The organism is Wenzhouxiangella sp. 15190 (genome assembly GCF_003417465.1).
Lineage (GTDB): Bacteria > Pseudomonadota > Gammaproteobacteria > Xanthomonadales > Wenzhouxiangellaceae > Wenzhouxiangella.
This window is the reverse complement of the sequence record NZ_QVMV01000048.1, coordinates 1-14359: the sequence shown is the minus strand read 5'-3', so window position 1 is coordinate 14359 and position 14359 is coordinate 1. Positions and strand designations below refer to the sequence as shown.

The 14359-nt window shown below is 64.4% G+C and carries 11 protein-coding genes; 4 read left to right on the top strand and 7 right to left on the bottom strand.

The features are described 5' to 3' along the window. Positions 1 to 284 precede the first annotated feature (284 nt). The 5 genes from rpmG to DZK26_RS12220 all read right to left on the bottom strand — a co-directional run bounded on the left by rpmG (position 285) and on the right by DZK26_RS12220 (position 2703). Complete coding sequence (gene rpmG / locus DZK26_RS12240) at positions 285 to 452, bottom strand: 50S ribosomal protein L33 (RefSeq protein WP_116898608.1); 168 nt, start codon at positions 450 to 452, stop codon at positions 285 to 287. Positions 453 to 464: 12 nt separating this feature from the next. Then, the gene (rpmB, locus tag DZK26_RS12235) at positions 465 to 701 is read right to left on the bottom strand and encodes a 50S ribosomal protein L28 (RefSeq protein ID WP_116898609.1); all 237 of its coding nucleotides are present in this window, start codon (positions 699 to 701) and stop codon (positions 465 to 467) included. Positions 702 to 786: 85 nt separating this feature from the next. Continuing rightward, complete coding sequence (locus DZK26_RS12230) at positions 787 to 1365, bottom strand: SCO family protein (RefSeq protein ID WP_116898610.1); 579 nt, start codon at positions 1363 to 1365, stop codon at positions 787 to 789. Further along, entirely contained in the window at positions 1362 to 1820 is a 459-nt protein-coding gene (locus DZK26_RS12225; RefSeq protein ID WP_116898611.1) for a copper chaperone PCu(A)C, read from the bottom strand. The genes DZK26_RS12230 and DZK26_RS12225 overlap by 4 nt, the downstream gene beginning before the upstream one ends. Positions 1821 to 1824: 4 nt before the next feature. Then, entirely contained in the window at positions 1825 to 2703 is an 879-nt protein-coding gene (locus DZK26_RS12220) for a cytochrome c oxidase assembly protein (RefSeq protein WP_181918422.1), read from the bottom strand. Positions 2704 to 2874: 171 nt separating this feature from the next. Between DZK26_RS12220 and DZK26_RS12215 the strand changes: the two genes are divergently transcribed. Then, positions 2875 to 3300 (top strand): DUF3429 domain-containing protein, encoded by a 426-nt coding sequence (locus DZK26_RS12215; protein ID WP_181918423.1) that lies wholly within the window; start codon positions 2875 to 2877, stop codon positions 3298 to 3300. A gap of 68 nt (positions 3301 to 3368) precedes the next feature. Here the strand turns inward: DZK26_RS12215 and DZK26_RS12210 are convergent, their stop codons facing one another. Both DZK26_RS12210 and DZK26_RS12205 read right to left on the bottom strand, forming a co-directional pair. After that, complete coding sequence (locus DZK26_RS12210; RefSeq protein ID WP_116898613.1) at positions 3369 to 6668, bottom strand: S41 family peptidase; 3300 nt, start codon at positions 6666 to 6668, stop codon at positions 3369 to 3371. 158 nt (positions 6669 to 6826) lie between these two features. Beyond that, positions 6827 to 9130, bottom strand: a complete 2304-nt coding sequence (locus DZK26_RS12205) for a PKD domain-containing protein (protein WP_116898614.1) — start codon at positions 9128 to 9130, stop codon at positions 6827 to 6829. A gap of 364 nt (positions 9131 to 9494) precedes the next feature. Here DZK26_RS12205 and putP point away from each other — a divergent pair, with 364 nt between their 5' ends. The 3 genes from putP (at position 9495) to DZK26_RS12190 (ending at position 14155) form a co-directional block, all read left to right on the top strand. After that, entirely contained in the window at positions 9495 to 10949 is a 1455-nt protein-coding gene (gene putP, locus DZK26_RS12200) for a sodium/proline symporter PutP (protein ID WP_116898615.1), read from the top strand. A gap of 18 nt (positions 10950 to 10967) precedes the next feature. Then, a complete protein-coding gene (locus DZK26_RS12195) occupies positions 10968 to 13517 on the top strand; it encodes a tetratricopeptide repeat protein (RefSeq protein WP_116898616.1) in 2550 nt (849 codons plus the stop codon). Positions 13518 to 13639: 122 nt separating this feature from the next. Beyond that, positions 13640 to 14155, top strand: a complete 516-nt coding sequence (locus DZK26_RS12190; protein ID WP_116898617.1) for a fasciclin domain-containing protein — start codon at positions 13640 to 13642, stop codon at positions 14153 to 14155. Positions 14156 to 14359 lie beyond the last annotated feature (204 nt).

The following is a 14359-nucleotide window of genomic DNA, read 5'->3' as shown; positions in this document are numbered from 1 at the left end:
GGAGCTGGAGCGAAGACGGAGGCAAAATACTGAAGCCCGCACACCAGCTTGTTCCTGCGGCGCCTCCGCAATCTTTTCAGCGCGCTTTTGGCTACTTTTTTCGCGCGAGAAAAAAGTAGCTCGCCGCAAGAGCCTGCGAAGCAAGCCGGGCGAAACAGCTTTTGAAGTGTCGAGACCCGCACCGCGACCGGTCGCACCAACCGACCTAGAGCCAACACCGTCCACAACGAAAAACGCCGGGCAGAGCCCGGCGTTTCCGAAGAGCCTCCGCGAGAGCGGAACCCTTACTTGATCTTGGCTTCCTTGTACATGACGTGCTTGCGCACCACCGGATCGTACTTCTTCATCTCCAGCTTGTGCGGAGTGTTCTTCTTGTTCTTGTCGGTGGTGTAGAAGTGCCCGGTTCCGGCACTGGAAACCATCCTGATCTTGTCACGCGCGCTATTGGACATGGTGAGAGCTCCTTAAACGTGTTCGCCGCGGGCACGCAGGTCGGACAGGACCTGATCGATGCCGTTCTTGTCGATGATGCGCAGCCCCTTTGCCGAGACACGCAGCTTGACCCAGCGATTTTCGCTCTCGACCCAGAACCGGTGGCTGTGCAAATTCGGCAGCGACCGCTTCCTGGTTCTGTTATTGGCGTGAGACACATTATTGCCGACCAGCGGGCCTTTGCCGGTCACCTGACACACTCGGGACATGACGAATGTTCCTGAAATTGGATTGGTTGCAAATCGAGCCGGACTTTATACCCCAGAATCGCCTGTAAATCAAGGTTTACCCCGATTATTGCAGCAGTCGCTCCAGGTCGGCGGCGATCTCGGCCACCCCCAGACTGTCGAGCAACATCAAACGCGGTTCGAGGTCGGCATCGAAGACGAAGATGGCCGAACTGTGGCTGACCTCGTAACTGCCGTCCTCCCGGCGCTCCTCGTAGCCGTAGGTGGTGCGGTAGCGGCGTGTGAGCGTCTTGAGCTGCTTCTGGGTCCCGGTCAGGCCAAGCATGCGCTCGCTGAAGGCGTCCGTGTAGTCACGCAGCTGCTCGGGCCCATCGCGCTCGGGATCGACGCTGACGAAGGCCAGCTGCAACCGCTCCTGTTGGGGTTCGGGCAGACGGCGCACGGCCGCAACCAGGCGGGCCAGGGTCGCGGGGCAGATGTCGGGACAGTGGGTAAAGCCGAAATACATGGCCACCGGGCGTCCTTCGAACACCTGCTCGGTCACCGTCTCGCCGGTCTCAGAGGTCAGCCGGAATTCAAGCTCGGGCATGAGCCCTTCGATGGACTTGCCGTGCCAGCCTTCCTCGCCGCAGGCGGCCAGAGCGAGGAGCGCCGCCAGCATCAGACCCAGGCGAGGCAGGTTCATGACGAAGTGACCGGCACCACGGTAAACGTCACGCGGTACTCGGCCGGCTCGACGCCCTCGAAACCGAACACCACGTCGACGGCGTCACCGACCTCGAGTTCACGCTGGGCACGCATCAGCATCAGATGCAGTCCCTTGGGCTCGAAAGCCACGGTCTCGCCCGCGCCCACCAGTACACCCTGGTCCTGGTGCTCCATGCGGGCGCCGCCGTCGGTGACCACCGTGCGGTGAATCATGACGTGGCCGAAGGCGTCCGAGGCCGCCGACACCAGGCGGATCGGGGCATCCGTATGATTGGTGATCGAGAAATAGCCAGCCATCGGCGCCCCACCGGGTACCAGGCGCACGCGCGGGTTCTCGATCTCGATCGGCTCGGCCGGCGCCATGTCGGACACCCACCACAGCGCGCCGGCCAACAGGACGATGACAAGCAGTACACCAGAAACGATTTTCATGCCTTTAGCTCCTTTGCGTCGTATGGCCCGGTTCAGGCTCGGCCCCGGCCGGGTTTGCAGCGTGGCGCGCCGCGTCGTCGTAGATCCAGAATCGCAGAATCACGAGCGCACCGATCACGCTCATCATGGCCGCCGGAATCCAGGTGATCAGCCCGCCGATCTGCTGGTCGGTCATCGGATCAAGCGGCCAGGCCCGGCCGCAGACGGCGTAGACCTCGAACCAGTTGGCATCGGCGAAGGTAATGCTGGCCCCGATCACGATTTGCGGCACCATCACGGCGAACAAAAGCAGTACGCGCGTGCCGTAACCCAGTCTGGGCGTAATTCCGCGTTTTCCGTGTTCGAACATCAGCCACCAGAACAGCAGCCCGTCGAGCGCCATCGACCAGTTCATGATCCAGTACAGCGTCACGTTGAGCATGGCGTCGAAATGGATCTCCGGCGTCAGCCAGAAGGCGATCAGGCCGACGAACAGCACGCAGGCGATGGCCGGCTGCTGCAGCCAGCGGTAAACAGCGACCCACGTCGCGCGCAGCCGGCGTCGTTCGGCAAACCAGGCGCGAACCGGTTGCGGAATACCGCGTGCGAGCACCGGCGCCGGCATGGCCAGCGCGATCAGGAAGGGTGCGAGGTGGTGCAGCACCAGGTGCTGGCCGCGATGAACGAAGAACATGTACTGCGACCAGTAGTCGAAGCGCGTCTGCGTGACCAGGTACATCAGCACCACGCCGAGCACGAACCCGATAACCGGCCCGTAACCGGGCAACTCGCCCGATGCGCTGTTCCGCAGACCATTGAAGTACAGCAGCAAGGCGCCCCAGACACTGATCTGGACCAGCCAACTGAACTCCCAGGGTACGAAAAATACGAGAAACTCCGACACCGCGACCGAACTGCATGAGCAGCTTCTTATTTTAGTCCATGCGGGTGATCGGGGGTTCTCGGCTTGACCGGTTCGGAAAGGTGTTCGACTATCATGTGAAGAGTTCCGAATGCTCGGCAGCTATCCTGTCGATGGTTCGCGGCAGAAATGAACTCGATGGGAGAAAGGCGCATGCGCAGCAGGCAGCAAACCGCAAGAATTCTCGGATGGGCCGGCGTACTGCCGTTTGCCGCCTGGACACTGGTCGCCTGGACCGGGGCACCGGATTGGCTGCTCGAACTGCTGGTCGGCTACGGCGTGCTGATCCTGGCCTTCATGGGCGGCACGCTCTGGGCCACCGCGCTGGACAAACCCCAGGAGCCGGAGGCCCCGCTGATTGCCAGCATCCTGATCGTGCTCGCCGGCTTGCCCGCCTTCGTGCTGCCCACGATCTCTGCCGCGCTCCTGCTGGCCGTACTCTTCGCCCTGCACTGGACGGCCGAGTATCTGTGGCTGCGCCACATCCAGCCGGGCTGGTACCGGCGCATGCGGATGGGCATCAGCGCCACAGTCATCGCCCTGCTCGCACTGACGGTCGTGATCGAACTCAGCGCCTGAAGCACGGCGCGCAGGGTTAGCACCAGCCCGGGTTCCGCGGCCGCGATCCTGTTTTTTGATTCTCCCGTCTACTGACCGAGCTCGGTCGGCAACGGCGGCGCCTCGTCCGGGACGTCGTCCGAATAGTTTTCGAGCATCGCCCGAATCTGATCGATGGCCGCCTGCAGCTGGCTGTCGGTGCCGTTGTTGGTCGCCACCGGGTCCAGCTCGACGGCGATATCCGGCGCCACGCCCTCGTTTTCCACCGACCAGTTGTTGTCAGCGTCGACGAAGCGGAAGTGGGGCACGGTCATCGTGCCGCCGTCGACGAAGCCCGGATTGGCATAGATGCCGATCAGCCCACCCCAGGTGCGCGTCCCCAGCAGCGGGCCGATATCGAGCTCGCGGAAGGCATAGGGCAGATAATCGCCGCCGGAACCGGCGTCCTGGTCGATCATCATCAGCTTGGGTCCGTGCAGCGCGCCGAAGGGCGTGCGCGAGAGTTCGCCGTGGCGGTAGACCCAGTTGGACAGGTGCGGGCGCGAGAGCACCTCGACGATGTAGTCGGCAGCCTGGCCGCCGCCGTTTCCACGCTCGTCGATGATCACCGCCTCGCGGTCGAGCTGTGCGAAGAACATCCGGTTGAAGAAGGTGTAGCCGGCACCGGCAGTATTGGGCAGGTAGACGTAGCCCACGCGACCGTCGGTGGCCTCATTGACGGCCTTGCGGTTGGCCTCGACCCAGGCCCACAGGCGCAGCTCACCTTCGCTGTCGACCGGCTCGACGATGATCTCGCGCGCGTCGTCGCCGTCCGGGTCCGGCCCGACCGTCACGATGACCTGCTCGCCGACGGTGTTGTAGAGGTGTTCGTAGAGATTGTCATCGGCGTCGATCTCGCGGCCGTTGACCGCCAGGATGTACTCGCCCTCGCGCGCTTCGTTGCCCGGCTGGGCCAGCGGCCCCTGCAGGAAGGCATTCCAGGACTCGCCTGTATAGATGCGTTCGATGCGCCAATGATCGTCATCGATGGTGAAATTGGCGCCGAGCAGGCCGGCACCGGGGCCGGACTCGCTGTGGACATCGCCGCCGCCGACACGATTGTGGCCTGCGTGCAGTTCGGCGATCATCTCGACCATCAGGGCATTGAGATCCTCGCGCCGGCCGACATGGTCGACCAGCGGGCGGTATTGTTCGTAGACTGCATCCCAGTCGAGGCCGTGCAGGTTGTCGGCATAGAAGAATTCCTTCTGCATGCGCCAGCCTTCATCGAAGATCTGCGCCCATTCGGCCTCGGGATCGATCTGCATGCGCAGGCCCGACAGGTCGACCGATTCGGGCTCGATCTTTTCACCGGCCTCGGCCACCTGCACCGATCCGTTGGAGCTGATTAGCAGGTGACTGCCGGCCGAGCTGATGTCGAAACCGTTGAGGCCGGTGAAGACCGTCGAGGCTTCGCGCTCTTCGAAATCGAAGCGCATCAGGCGGTTCTCGTCGATGCGGTTCTCGCCCGGCATTTCCACGGTCGAACCCGGCTGCGGATAGCGCATCCAGAACAGGCTGCCGTCGCCGGCGACCTGCAGGTCACGGTAATTGCCCTTGGCCACCGGCAGGGCGACCATGCGCTCGGCCAGGCCGTCGAAATCGATGCGAACCTCGACGTCCTTGTCATCTGTTTCCTTGCCGTTGTCCTCGCCGTTCTTGTCACCCTTTTCATCACCATTGTCCTCGTCCGGCTCCTCGTCGCCGGTGCGCGGGGCCAGCGGCGACTCGGCGTCTTCGGCCAGCACCAGGGCATAAATGCCGGCGCGGTAGGGGCGCTCCTGCGTCGACATGTCCAGCCCGAACTGGATGGGTCCGGCGTTGGTCGAGGCGGCCATGTAGAGATACTTGCCGTCACGGCCGAAGGCCGGCGAAGCCACGTCGGCCATACCGTCGCTGACGCGAGTCGACTCGTCCGAATCGAAGTCGTGAACCATCAGGTCGCTCAGATAGTTATCGCGGTTGACGGTGTAGGCCAGCCAGCGGCCGTCGGGCGAAAAAGCCACGTCGTAATTGCCCATACGCGCCGAGCGCGCAATCTCGTCGCGACCGCCGTCTTCGAGATCGATCACGAACAGGCTCACGCCGTTGTCGGAGTAAGCAATGCGGCCTTCGGCCGCGTCCCAGGCCTCGAGCTGATAGAAATCCGGCCCCAGCTCGTGGCGTTCGTTCACCTCGCCGTGCTGATCGGCGACGAGCAGTTCCTGGCCCTCGAGCGACTCGACGATCCAGGCGATCCGGTCGCCCTCGGGCGACCACAGGGCGGGGTATTCGCGCTGGCCGTCGGACACCGTCAGATTTCGGGTCGAACCGTGCTCGGCCGGTACCGTGAAAATCTCGCCGCGGGCGGTGACGAGTACACGCTTGCCGTTGGGCGAGATCCCCACGCGCTCGATGTTGCCCTGGACACTCTGCCATTCGATCCGCTGCTGCGGCAGGTCGGGGTTGAGCGTGATTTCAAGCGTGCGGCGCTCGCCGCTGGCGATATTCAGTTCGTGCAGCTCGCCGCCGGCTTCGAACACGACGTCATCGCCATGACCGTCGGCCCAGTGCACGTCCCAATCGGCCTGGTCGGTCAGGCGTTCGATCTCGCCGGAGGCGGTGTCGAAGGCGTGCAGGTTCAGGCGTTTTTCGTGGCGGTCGGAAATGAAGACCACCTTTTCGCCCATCCAGAACGGCTGGATATCGTTGACGCGCTCGCCGGGCACCCCGACCACTTCGCCCTCGCCGGGCTCGATGACGCGGATCGACGGCGTGGTGCCGCCACGATAGCCGCGCCAGCCGGCCGAACCGCCATAGAGACCGTTGTAGGCCGGGCCGTGATCGATGTAGGCCAGGCGCTCACCATCACGATCCCAGCGGCCGCGGAAAAAGCGTGCTTCCATCTGCCTGGCCGGCGCACCGCCGTCAACCGGCACGTGCCACAGCTGCGCCGACCGGCCATGGTCGGTCTCGCGCCGCGAGGCAAAAGCGACTGCGCTGCCGTCGGCGCTCCAGCCCACCGGCACATCGTTACCGGGATGCCAGGTCAGGCGCGTGGGCTGACCACCTTCGACCGAAATGACGTACACGTCGGTGTTGCCTTCGTATTCGGCGGCATAGGCGATGTGCTCGCCGTTGGGCGAGAAGTATGGGTTGTTCTCCTCGGCCGCCGCACTGGTCAGGCGGCGCGGGTCATTGCCGTCGCGGTCGCTGACCCACAGGTCGCCCGCATACACGAAGGCCAGGTGGTCGGCCGAAACCGTGGGGTGACTGAGCAGGCGGGTCGGTTCGCCGCCGTCGCTTGCGAAACCTGCCGAAGCGCTGCACAGCACGACGGCCGCCGTTACGCATGAAACGATGTTTTTCATGGATTATCCCGATGGTGGATTGGAAACAGGGCGGTCAAATTAACCGATCGGGCGTGAGCATGCATCCCGCAAAAGTCACGAATATGCATAAAAAAGGCCCGACCACCGAGCGGTGACCGGGCCTTGTCCGTCTTTCAGGACTTATCGCGTGAGCGCGATCAGAAAACGACCGTCACGCTGTCCGAGCAGGTGCTCGTGCCGGCTTCACACACCTGGAAGGTGTAGGTGGCGCCGCCGCGATTGTTGCTCGACCAGGTATAAGCCCCGTCGTTGGCCGTGGTTTCAAGCACACTGCCGTCGAGATAGATATCGACGTTGGTGGACTCGGCACCGTCCCAGGCCAGATCGACGTTGTGACGGCCACGCTCCTTGTAGCCGGAAGCCGACAGGGTGATGCCGCCCGCGCTTGGCTCTTCGACCGTCACGCTCTGGCTGGCGGTGTCGCTCGCACCGTCATCGTCGGTCACGGTCAGGGTCACGGTGTAGGTGCCGCCGGCCCCATAGCTATGGCTAGTGGTCGAGCCGCTGCCCGTGTTGCCGTCGCCGAAGTCCCAGTCATACGAGACGATGGAACCGTCACTGTCGCTGGAACCCGAACCGTCGAAGGAGCAGCCCAGGTCGGTGCACGAGGACGTGAACGAGGCCGCCGGCGCTTCGTTTTCTTCGGTCGGGCCGCTGACGGTGACCGTCTGGCTGTCGCTGTCGCTAGCTTCGCCGTCGCTGACGGTCAGGGTGACGGTGTAGCTGCCGTCATTGGCATAGGTGTGGCTGGCGGTCGAACCGCTGGCCGTGCCACCGTCGCCGAATTCCCAGCTGTAGCTCAGCGAGTCACCGTCGGCGTCGCTGGAGCCGGTGCCGTCGAAGGAGCACGACAGGTCGGTGCAGGAATAGGTGAACGAGGCCGTCGGCGCGGTGTTGCCACCGCCGCCGCCACCGCCGAGATAGGCGACTGCGTCAGCGGCCTGAACCAGGCCATAGCCGTAGCTGTTGTCGCGACCGCCGGAGCCGAGGTCTTCAGCCGTGGCCGCCAGGGCAGCGCGGATTTCGGTGGCCGTGGCCGTCGGCACCTGGCTCCAGACCAGGGCAGCGACACCGACCACGTGCGGCGTGGCCATCGACGTGCCGTCATAGCTGTCATAGCCATCGGCCGGCGCGGTGGCGACGGTCGAGACCGTGGCGCTGCTGCCCAGCTCGTTGCCCACGATGAACTGACCATCCGACTGGTTCATGGTCACTGCCGGAATGGCTGAACAGGCACGCCAGGAAGGGCCGTTGCATTCAATCAAGCCCAGGAAGCTGCCGGGTTCATTGTTATAGATGATGGCAGCGGATCCACCGCCGGATTCGACGTTTGCCACCTTGTCGCCGAAGGAAATCGAACCACGTTCACACATCACAACGTTGCCCGACCAGCTGCCAGCGCTGTCGCAGAGACCGCCGTCAACGATACTGCCCGAGCCCGTGGTGCTCTCGGAACCGTCGAGTGCCGAAACGGTGTAGCTCGTGCCGGCCACTTCCGCCGTGGCGCTGATGGTCGGAACCGTGCTCAGCACGCCGACGCCCGGGCCGGCCAGTTCGACCTGGTCGTTCTTCTGCGAGAAGTCGGCCACGGTCTTGGTATCGTCGATGGCAGCCACGGAAACCACGGCGTCGTAGGAAGCCGGGTAGCTGTAACCGGTGGTGCCGTCGTTACCAGCGGCGGCGATCGAGAGGACGCCCTGATCGAGCAGATCCTGGAAGCCCTGTTCGGCCGTGCTCGAAGCGGTGCTGCCGCCGAGGCTCATGTTGATCACGTCCGCGCCGGCGTCGGCACATTCATAGGCCGCCTGGATGGTGCTCGAGCTGTAGCTCCAGCCGCAGGAGCCGGAAGTCCAGTCGTCGTCACCGAAGACCTTGGCGATGGTCAGGTTGATGTTGGCGCCCGGCATCACACCGATCACGCCGTCGCCGTTGTTGACGGCAGCAATGGTGCCGGCCACGTGCGTGCCGTGACCACAGCTGTCGGTGAACGGGTCGCCGCTGCCGCTGAGGTTGAGCCCATTGACCGGGTTGGCTTCGAGATCGAAGTGACCGGCGTGGTAACCCGAGTCGATGATGCAGACGTTCTTGCCGCCGGCGTCCGCGTCGCTGAGCTGGTCGGCCTGGACCATCGTGATGCCATAGGGCACGGTCTCGGCCATCGGGTAGACCCGCGAGTCTTCCTCGATGTTGAGCACGTTGGGATTGCTCTGCAGTCCGTTGAGCGCCTGTTCCGGCAGCGTGGCCGCAATGGCGTTGACGCTGCGGTCGGTCAGGTCGATGTTGATGTCGCCGCCCATGGCCTTGACCGCGGCAACGCCCTGGCCGGCCTGGCCCGGCGCAAACTGGATGATGTAGCGATTGTCGTCGCCCATCGCGTAAGTACAAAACATCAGGCCGACTGCACCGATAACGGCAGTCAGCCGCAGTTTGGCGTGCTTCATTGAAGATCTCCTCTGAGTAGGGTTGGGGGATGAATCAAGGTCCCTCTCATCCCGCTCCCCAAAAGTCCCCGGGAAGCTGCCCACCCATTGGCCGGCCGGCCTTCCCCCTGGCGGGGTAAAGAGCCGGTTTCGGATTCGCTTTCGGGCTGGCTGAAGGACAAACTTGAAAGTGCCTGGTTGAACTTATAGTTGAATTTATACAAGTGACGAAAGTCACTATCTTTTTAGCATGAACATGACGACGCACATTTGTCAAGCAATCTTCCAGCTTCAATCGCCGTGCTAATATCGACCGCAACAATCGGCTGGCCAATGCGGAGGGACCGGGGGCCGGCGGTTCAATGACAAGAGGGAGAGCACGTTTATGAGTGGCGTCTATATCACCTTTGCACTCTATTTCGTAGCCCTGCTGACCCTGGGCGTCATCGCCTGGCGGCGCACGCAGGACCTTTCGGACTACATTCTCGGCGGCCGATCGCTGGGCAGCGGCGTCACGGCGCTGTCGGCCGGCGCGTCCGACATGAGCGGCTGGCTGCTGCTGGGCCTGCCGGGTGCGGCCTATGTCAGCGGCCTGGAGGCTGGCTGGATCGCGCTGGGCCTGCTCATCGGCACCTGGCTCAACTGGCTGGTGGTCGCCACGCGGCTGCGCACCGCCACCGAGCGGCTCGACGACTCGCTCACCCTGCCGGACTATTTCCAGCGGCGCTTTGCCGACAACTCGCGCATCCTGCGCATCCTGCCGGGTCTCTTCATCTTCCTGTTCTTCTCGGCTTATGTTGCCTCCGGCCTGGTCGCCGGTGGCCGGCTGTTCGAGGAAGTCTTCGGCCTGTCCTACATGTGGGCCGTATCGACCGGCGTGTTGGCAATCATCATCTATACCTTTCTCGGCGGATACCTGGCGGTCAGCTGGACCGATGCCCTGCAAGCCCTGCTGATGCTGCTGGCGCTGGTGGCGGTGCCGATCATGGTCTTCAGCACCGGCGATACTGGCCTGTTTGAGGCGGTCAATGCCAAGAACCCCGAACTGCTCAACCCCTTTACCAATGCGTCCGGCGAAGCCATCGGCGTGATCGCAATTATCTCGGCAATGGCCTGGGGCCTGGGCTACTTCGGCCAGCCGCACATCCTGGCGCGCTTCATGGGCATTCGCGAAGTCGGCCAACTGACGACCGCGCGGCGAATCGCAGTGAGTTGGGCGGCCATCGGCCTGGTCGCGGCACTGCTGGTCGGCCTGGCCGGTATCGGCGGACTCGAGACCACGCTCACCGGTGCCGACACCGAGAAGGTGTTCATGCGCCTGGTCGACGTGCTCTTCCATCCGCTGGTTGCCGGCATCTGTCTGGCCGCGATCCTGGCCGCCATCATGTCAACGGCCGACTCGCAGCTTCTGGTGGCCTCCTCGGTCGTATCCGAGGACTTCTGGAAAGGCCTGCTACGCCCCGACGCCAGCCAGACCGAACTGGTGTGGGTGGGTCGCATCTCGGTGATCGTGATCGCGCTGGTCGCGTTCTGGTTCGCGCGCGATCCGGAAAGCAAGGTGCTCGAGCTGGTCGCCTACGCCTGGGCCGGCCTGGGTGCGGCCTTCGGTCCGGTAATCGTGATGTCCCTGTTCTGGTCGCGCATGAGCCGTGCCGGCGCGATTGCCGGCATGCTCGCCGGTGGCGTGACGGTCGTGGTCTGGGCGCCGATGGAGGGCGGTTTGTTCGATGTCTACGAAATCCTGCCGGGCGCCATTTTCGCGGCGCTGGCCGGCTGGATCTTCAGCCTCATCGTGCCCGACGACCGCGCCACCGAGCAGTACCAGCGCATGCTCGACTGACCCCGTGCCCGGCTGACAATGAGCAAGCGGGCCGGGCGACTGACGCCGCTGAGGCGGCGGGTTCTCGACGCCGAGTTCGAGCGCTTGCTCGAGCTCGACGAGGATCAACGTGCCGAACGCCTGCGCCGGCTCGCCCGGCGTTGCCCCCGACTGACACGCTGGCTGGGTCCGCTGCTCGAGGCGCTCTCGGACAAGGCCGACCACCTCGAGGCCATGATCCGGGAGGTGGCCGACTCGGCCGTCACCGAGCTCGACGGCGACGATGCCGAACTGCCTCGGGGCACCCGCCTGGGTGCCTGGGAGCTCACGCAACTGGTCGGGCGCGGCGGCATGGGCCATGTCTACCGCGCCGAACGGGCCGACGGCGCCTTCGAAATGGAGGCGGCCGTCAAGGTCATTCGCATGCGGCGCGATCGTCGGTTGCGTACCCGCCTGACCCTGGAGCGTCAGCTGCTGGCCCGGCTCAATCACCCCAATATCGCGCGCATTCTCGACGGCGGCACGACCAACGACGGACAGGCCTGGCTGGTGATGGAATGGGTCAGCGGTCGCGACCTGCACCGCTGTCGAGACGACCACGCCGACGACTGCCTGGCCTGTCTGCGTCATTTTCTGCGACTGGCCGAGGCAGTCAGTCACGCCCATCAGCGCCGCGTCGTCCACGGCGACATCAAGCCGGCCAATGTCCGCCTCGGCGACGATGGTCGGGTAAGGCTGCTGGACTTCGGTGTGGCCCGGTTGCTCGCCGGCGAAACCGACGACCCGCAGAATCGCATTCGTGGGCTCACACCGGCCTGGTCGGCACCGGAACTGCGCGCCGGCGAACCCGTCTCCACGCAATCCGACCTGTGGTCGCTGGGTGCGCTTCTTTTCTGGATGCTCACCGGCAACCGGCTGGACCCGGAGCATGCCGGTGATTCCCAAAGCGTGGCGATGCGCCTGGGCCGGCATTGTCCGCGTCGCGATGACCTGGCGGCGATCATCGCCACCGCCTGCACGGTTCAGCCGGAGGAACGCTACGCTTCCGTCTCCGGCCTGATTCGTGACATCGAACGCTATCAATGTTGCCAGCCGGTACGGGTCCGCGCGCCGTCGCGCCGCTATGTGGCCACCCGTTTCGTTCAGCGCAATCCGTTTGCCATGGGCCTGAGCGCGCTCGCCGCCGTGCTGCTGGTACTCGGGCTGGCGGGGACGAGCTGGCAAGCCCGGCAGGCGTCGGTCGAACGCGACCGTGCGAGGCTGGAAGCCAGCAAGACCGAACGGGTGAGCGAATTTCTCGTCGGTCTTTTCGAGCAGGCCGACCCGTGGCGTGCACGGCAACACGAACTGAGTGCACGCGACCTGGTCGACCGGGGCGCCGAACGCATCCGCGTGCTCAATGAAACGCCGCAGGTCCAGGCCGAGATGTACCGGATCCTGGCCCGCGTCCACCGCGGCCTGGCCGATTACGAGCAGGCCGGCCGGCTGGCGCTGGAAGCGGTCGAAGTGCTCGAATCCGAACCCGACGCCACCCCCCGGGCCCGGGCCGAGTCCTGGGCGCTGCGAGCCAACACGCTCGCCTCGCAGGGTCGCTACCGGGAGGCCGAATCGGCTCACCGGCGGGCGCTGGCACTGGTCGCCGACGAAGCGCCGCCGCTTCGCGCCGGCTTCATCAACGGCCTGGGCCTGACGCTGTATTCCCTGGGCCGCCTCGACGAGGCGCGCGAACGGCTCGAACAGGCCCTCGCCATCCGCCTGGAACACCAGCCGGGCAGCGCCGAGCTGGCCGAGTCCTACAACAATCTCGCGCTGCTGCACGCCACGGCCGACCGCAACGAGCTGGCGCGCGATCACTACGAGCGCGCCATCGAACTGCGCCGAGACGTGCTGGGCGAGGATCATCCCACCACCAGCTTTTCGCTGACCAACCTGGCCTCGCTTCTGGTACAGACCGGTCGGGCCGAAGAAGCGCTGCCGGCCTTTCGGGAGGCCCTGGCGATTCGCCGCAATGCCTTCAGCGCGGACCATCCGGCCGTGGGCAGCGTGCTCTACCAGATGGGTTGGGCATACGCCAACCTGGAGCAGTACGACGAGGCCGGGAAATACTACGAACAGGCACTCGCCATCCGCGAGGCGAGCATGGGGGAAGACCATCCCTCGGTCGCCGTGCTCTACAACGCGATGGCCAGCGTCGCGCGGGCCCAGGGCAACCATGCCGAAGCCCTTCGACTACTGGACAAGGCGCTCACGATCTACCGCAACCGTTACGGCGAATCCCACCACGACATTGCCCTGGTAATGGCCAACCTGGGCACCACCCACATGGTGCTCGGCGATTTCGAGCGCGCCGTCGACCTGCTTCAACGTGCGCTGGTCATGAATCGCGCCGAACTGGGCGAGCGCCATCACCACGTCGCCGACAATCTCAGGACGCTGGCTGAACTGCATTTGCGCAGTCGCAATTTCGAGCAGGCATCCGAGTACGCGCAACAGGCCCTGGGCACCTATCGGCAGCTTCACGACGATGCGTCGCACCCGGCGCTGACCGACACCCGGCAACTGCTGGACAAAATCGACGCCGGGCGTTGATCTTTCCCTCACACAACCCGCACAAATCCTTCATTTCAGCTTGATTCCGCCTTCATCGCCCTGGCGCATGATGCGCTCATCGCCGATACGGGCGACTGACTGAAACCAACCGGAGATCAAGCATGAACGTTCGCAAACTGATGACACTCGCTGGCGCCACCATGGTCCTGGCCGCCTCCACCGCGGTTCTCGCCGACCATCACGGCGGCAAGGACAAGGATCATGGCAAGAAGGAAGGCAAGAACATCGTCGAGACGGCCGTCGCCGCCGGCCAGTTCGACACCCTGGTGACCGCGGTCAAGGAAGCCGGCCTGGTCGAAACGCTCTCGGGCGAAGGCCCGTTCACCGTCTTCGCCCCGACCGACGAGGCTTTCGCCAAGATCCCGGAAGCCGACCTCAACGCCCTGCTGGCCGACAAGGACGCCCTGACCAGTGTGCTGACCTACCACGTGGTCGCCGGCAAAGTGAAGGCGGCCGACGTGGTCAACCTGTCCGAGGCCGAAACCGTTCAGGGTTCGACGGTCGACATCACGGTCGACGGCGACACGGTCAAGATCGACGATGCCACGGTCATCAAGACCGACATCGAAACGTCCAACGGCGTCATCCACGTCATCGATACGGTGATCATGCCGTAATGTTTCCATCCCTTACGGGAAGGGAGACGGGCGCCCACTTCGGTGGGCGCTTTTTTGTTTCAAACAGGCATCTTCACGCCTCGAGGCGTTGGATGGGTTGGCGACACCGGGCGCTGGGGCGTCCTCGACAAGTCAAAGGCGGTTTCGCCCGGCCTGCTTCGCAGGCTCTTGCGGCGAGTTACTTTTTTCTCGCGCGAAAAAAGT

Coding starts and splice junctions, on each gene's coding strand:
- rpmG (WP_116898608.1), bottom strand. CDS start 452: ATGTCCAATAGCGCGCGTGACAAGATCAGGATGGTTTCCAGTGCCGGA.
- rpmB (WP_116898609.1), bottom strand. CDS start 701: ATGTCCCGAGTGTGTCAGGTGACCGGCAAAGGCCCGCTGGTCGGCAAT.
- DZK26_RS12230 (WP_116898610.1), bottom strand. CDS start 1,365: ATGAACCTGCCTCGCCTGGGTCTGATGCTGGCGGCGCTCCTCGCTCTG.
- DZK26_RS12225 (WP_116898611.1), bottom strand. CDS start 1,820: ATGAAAATCGTTTCTGGTGTACTGCTTGTCATCGTCCTGTTGGCCGGC.
- DZK26_RS12215 (WP_181918423.1), top strand. CDS start 2,875: ATGCGCAGCAGGCAGCAAACCGCAAGAATTCTCGGATGGGCCGGCGTA.
- DZK26_RS12210 (WP_116898613.1), bottom strand. CDS start 6,668: ATGAAAAACATCGTTTCATGCGTAACGGCGGCCGTCGTGCTGTGCAGC.
- DZK26_RS12205 (WP_116898614.1), bottom strand. CDS start 9,130: ATGAAGCACGCCAAACTGCGGCTGACTGCCGTTATCGGTGCAGTCGGC.
- putP (WP_116898615.1), top strand. CDS start 9,495: ATGAGTGGCGTCTATATCACCTTTGCACTCTATTTCGTAGCCCTGCTG.
- DZK26_RS12195 (WP_116898616.1), top strand. CDS start 10,968: ATGAGCAAGCGGGCCGGGCGACTGACGCCGCTGAGGCGGCGGGTTCTC.
- DZK26_RS12190 (WP_116898617.1), top strand. CDS start 13,640: ATGAACGTTCGCAAACTGATGACACTCGCTGGCGCCACCATGGTCCTG.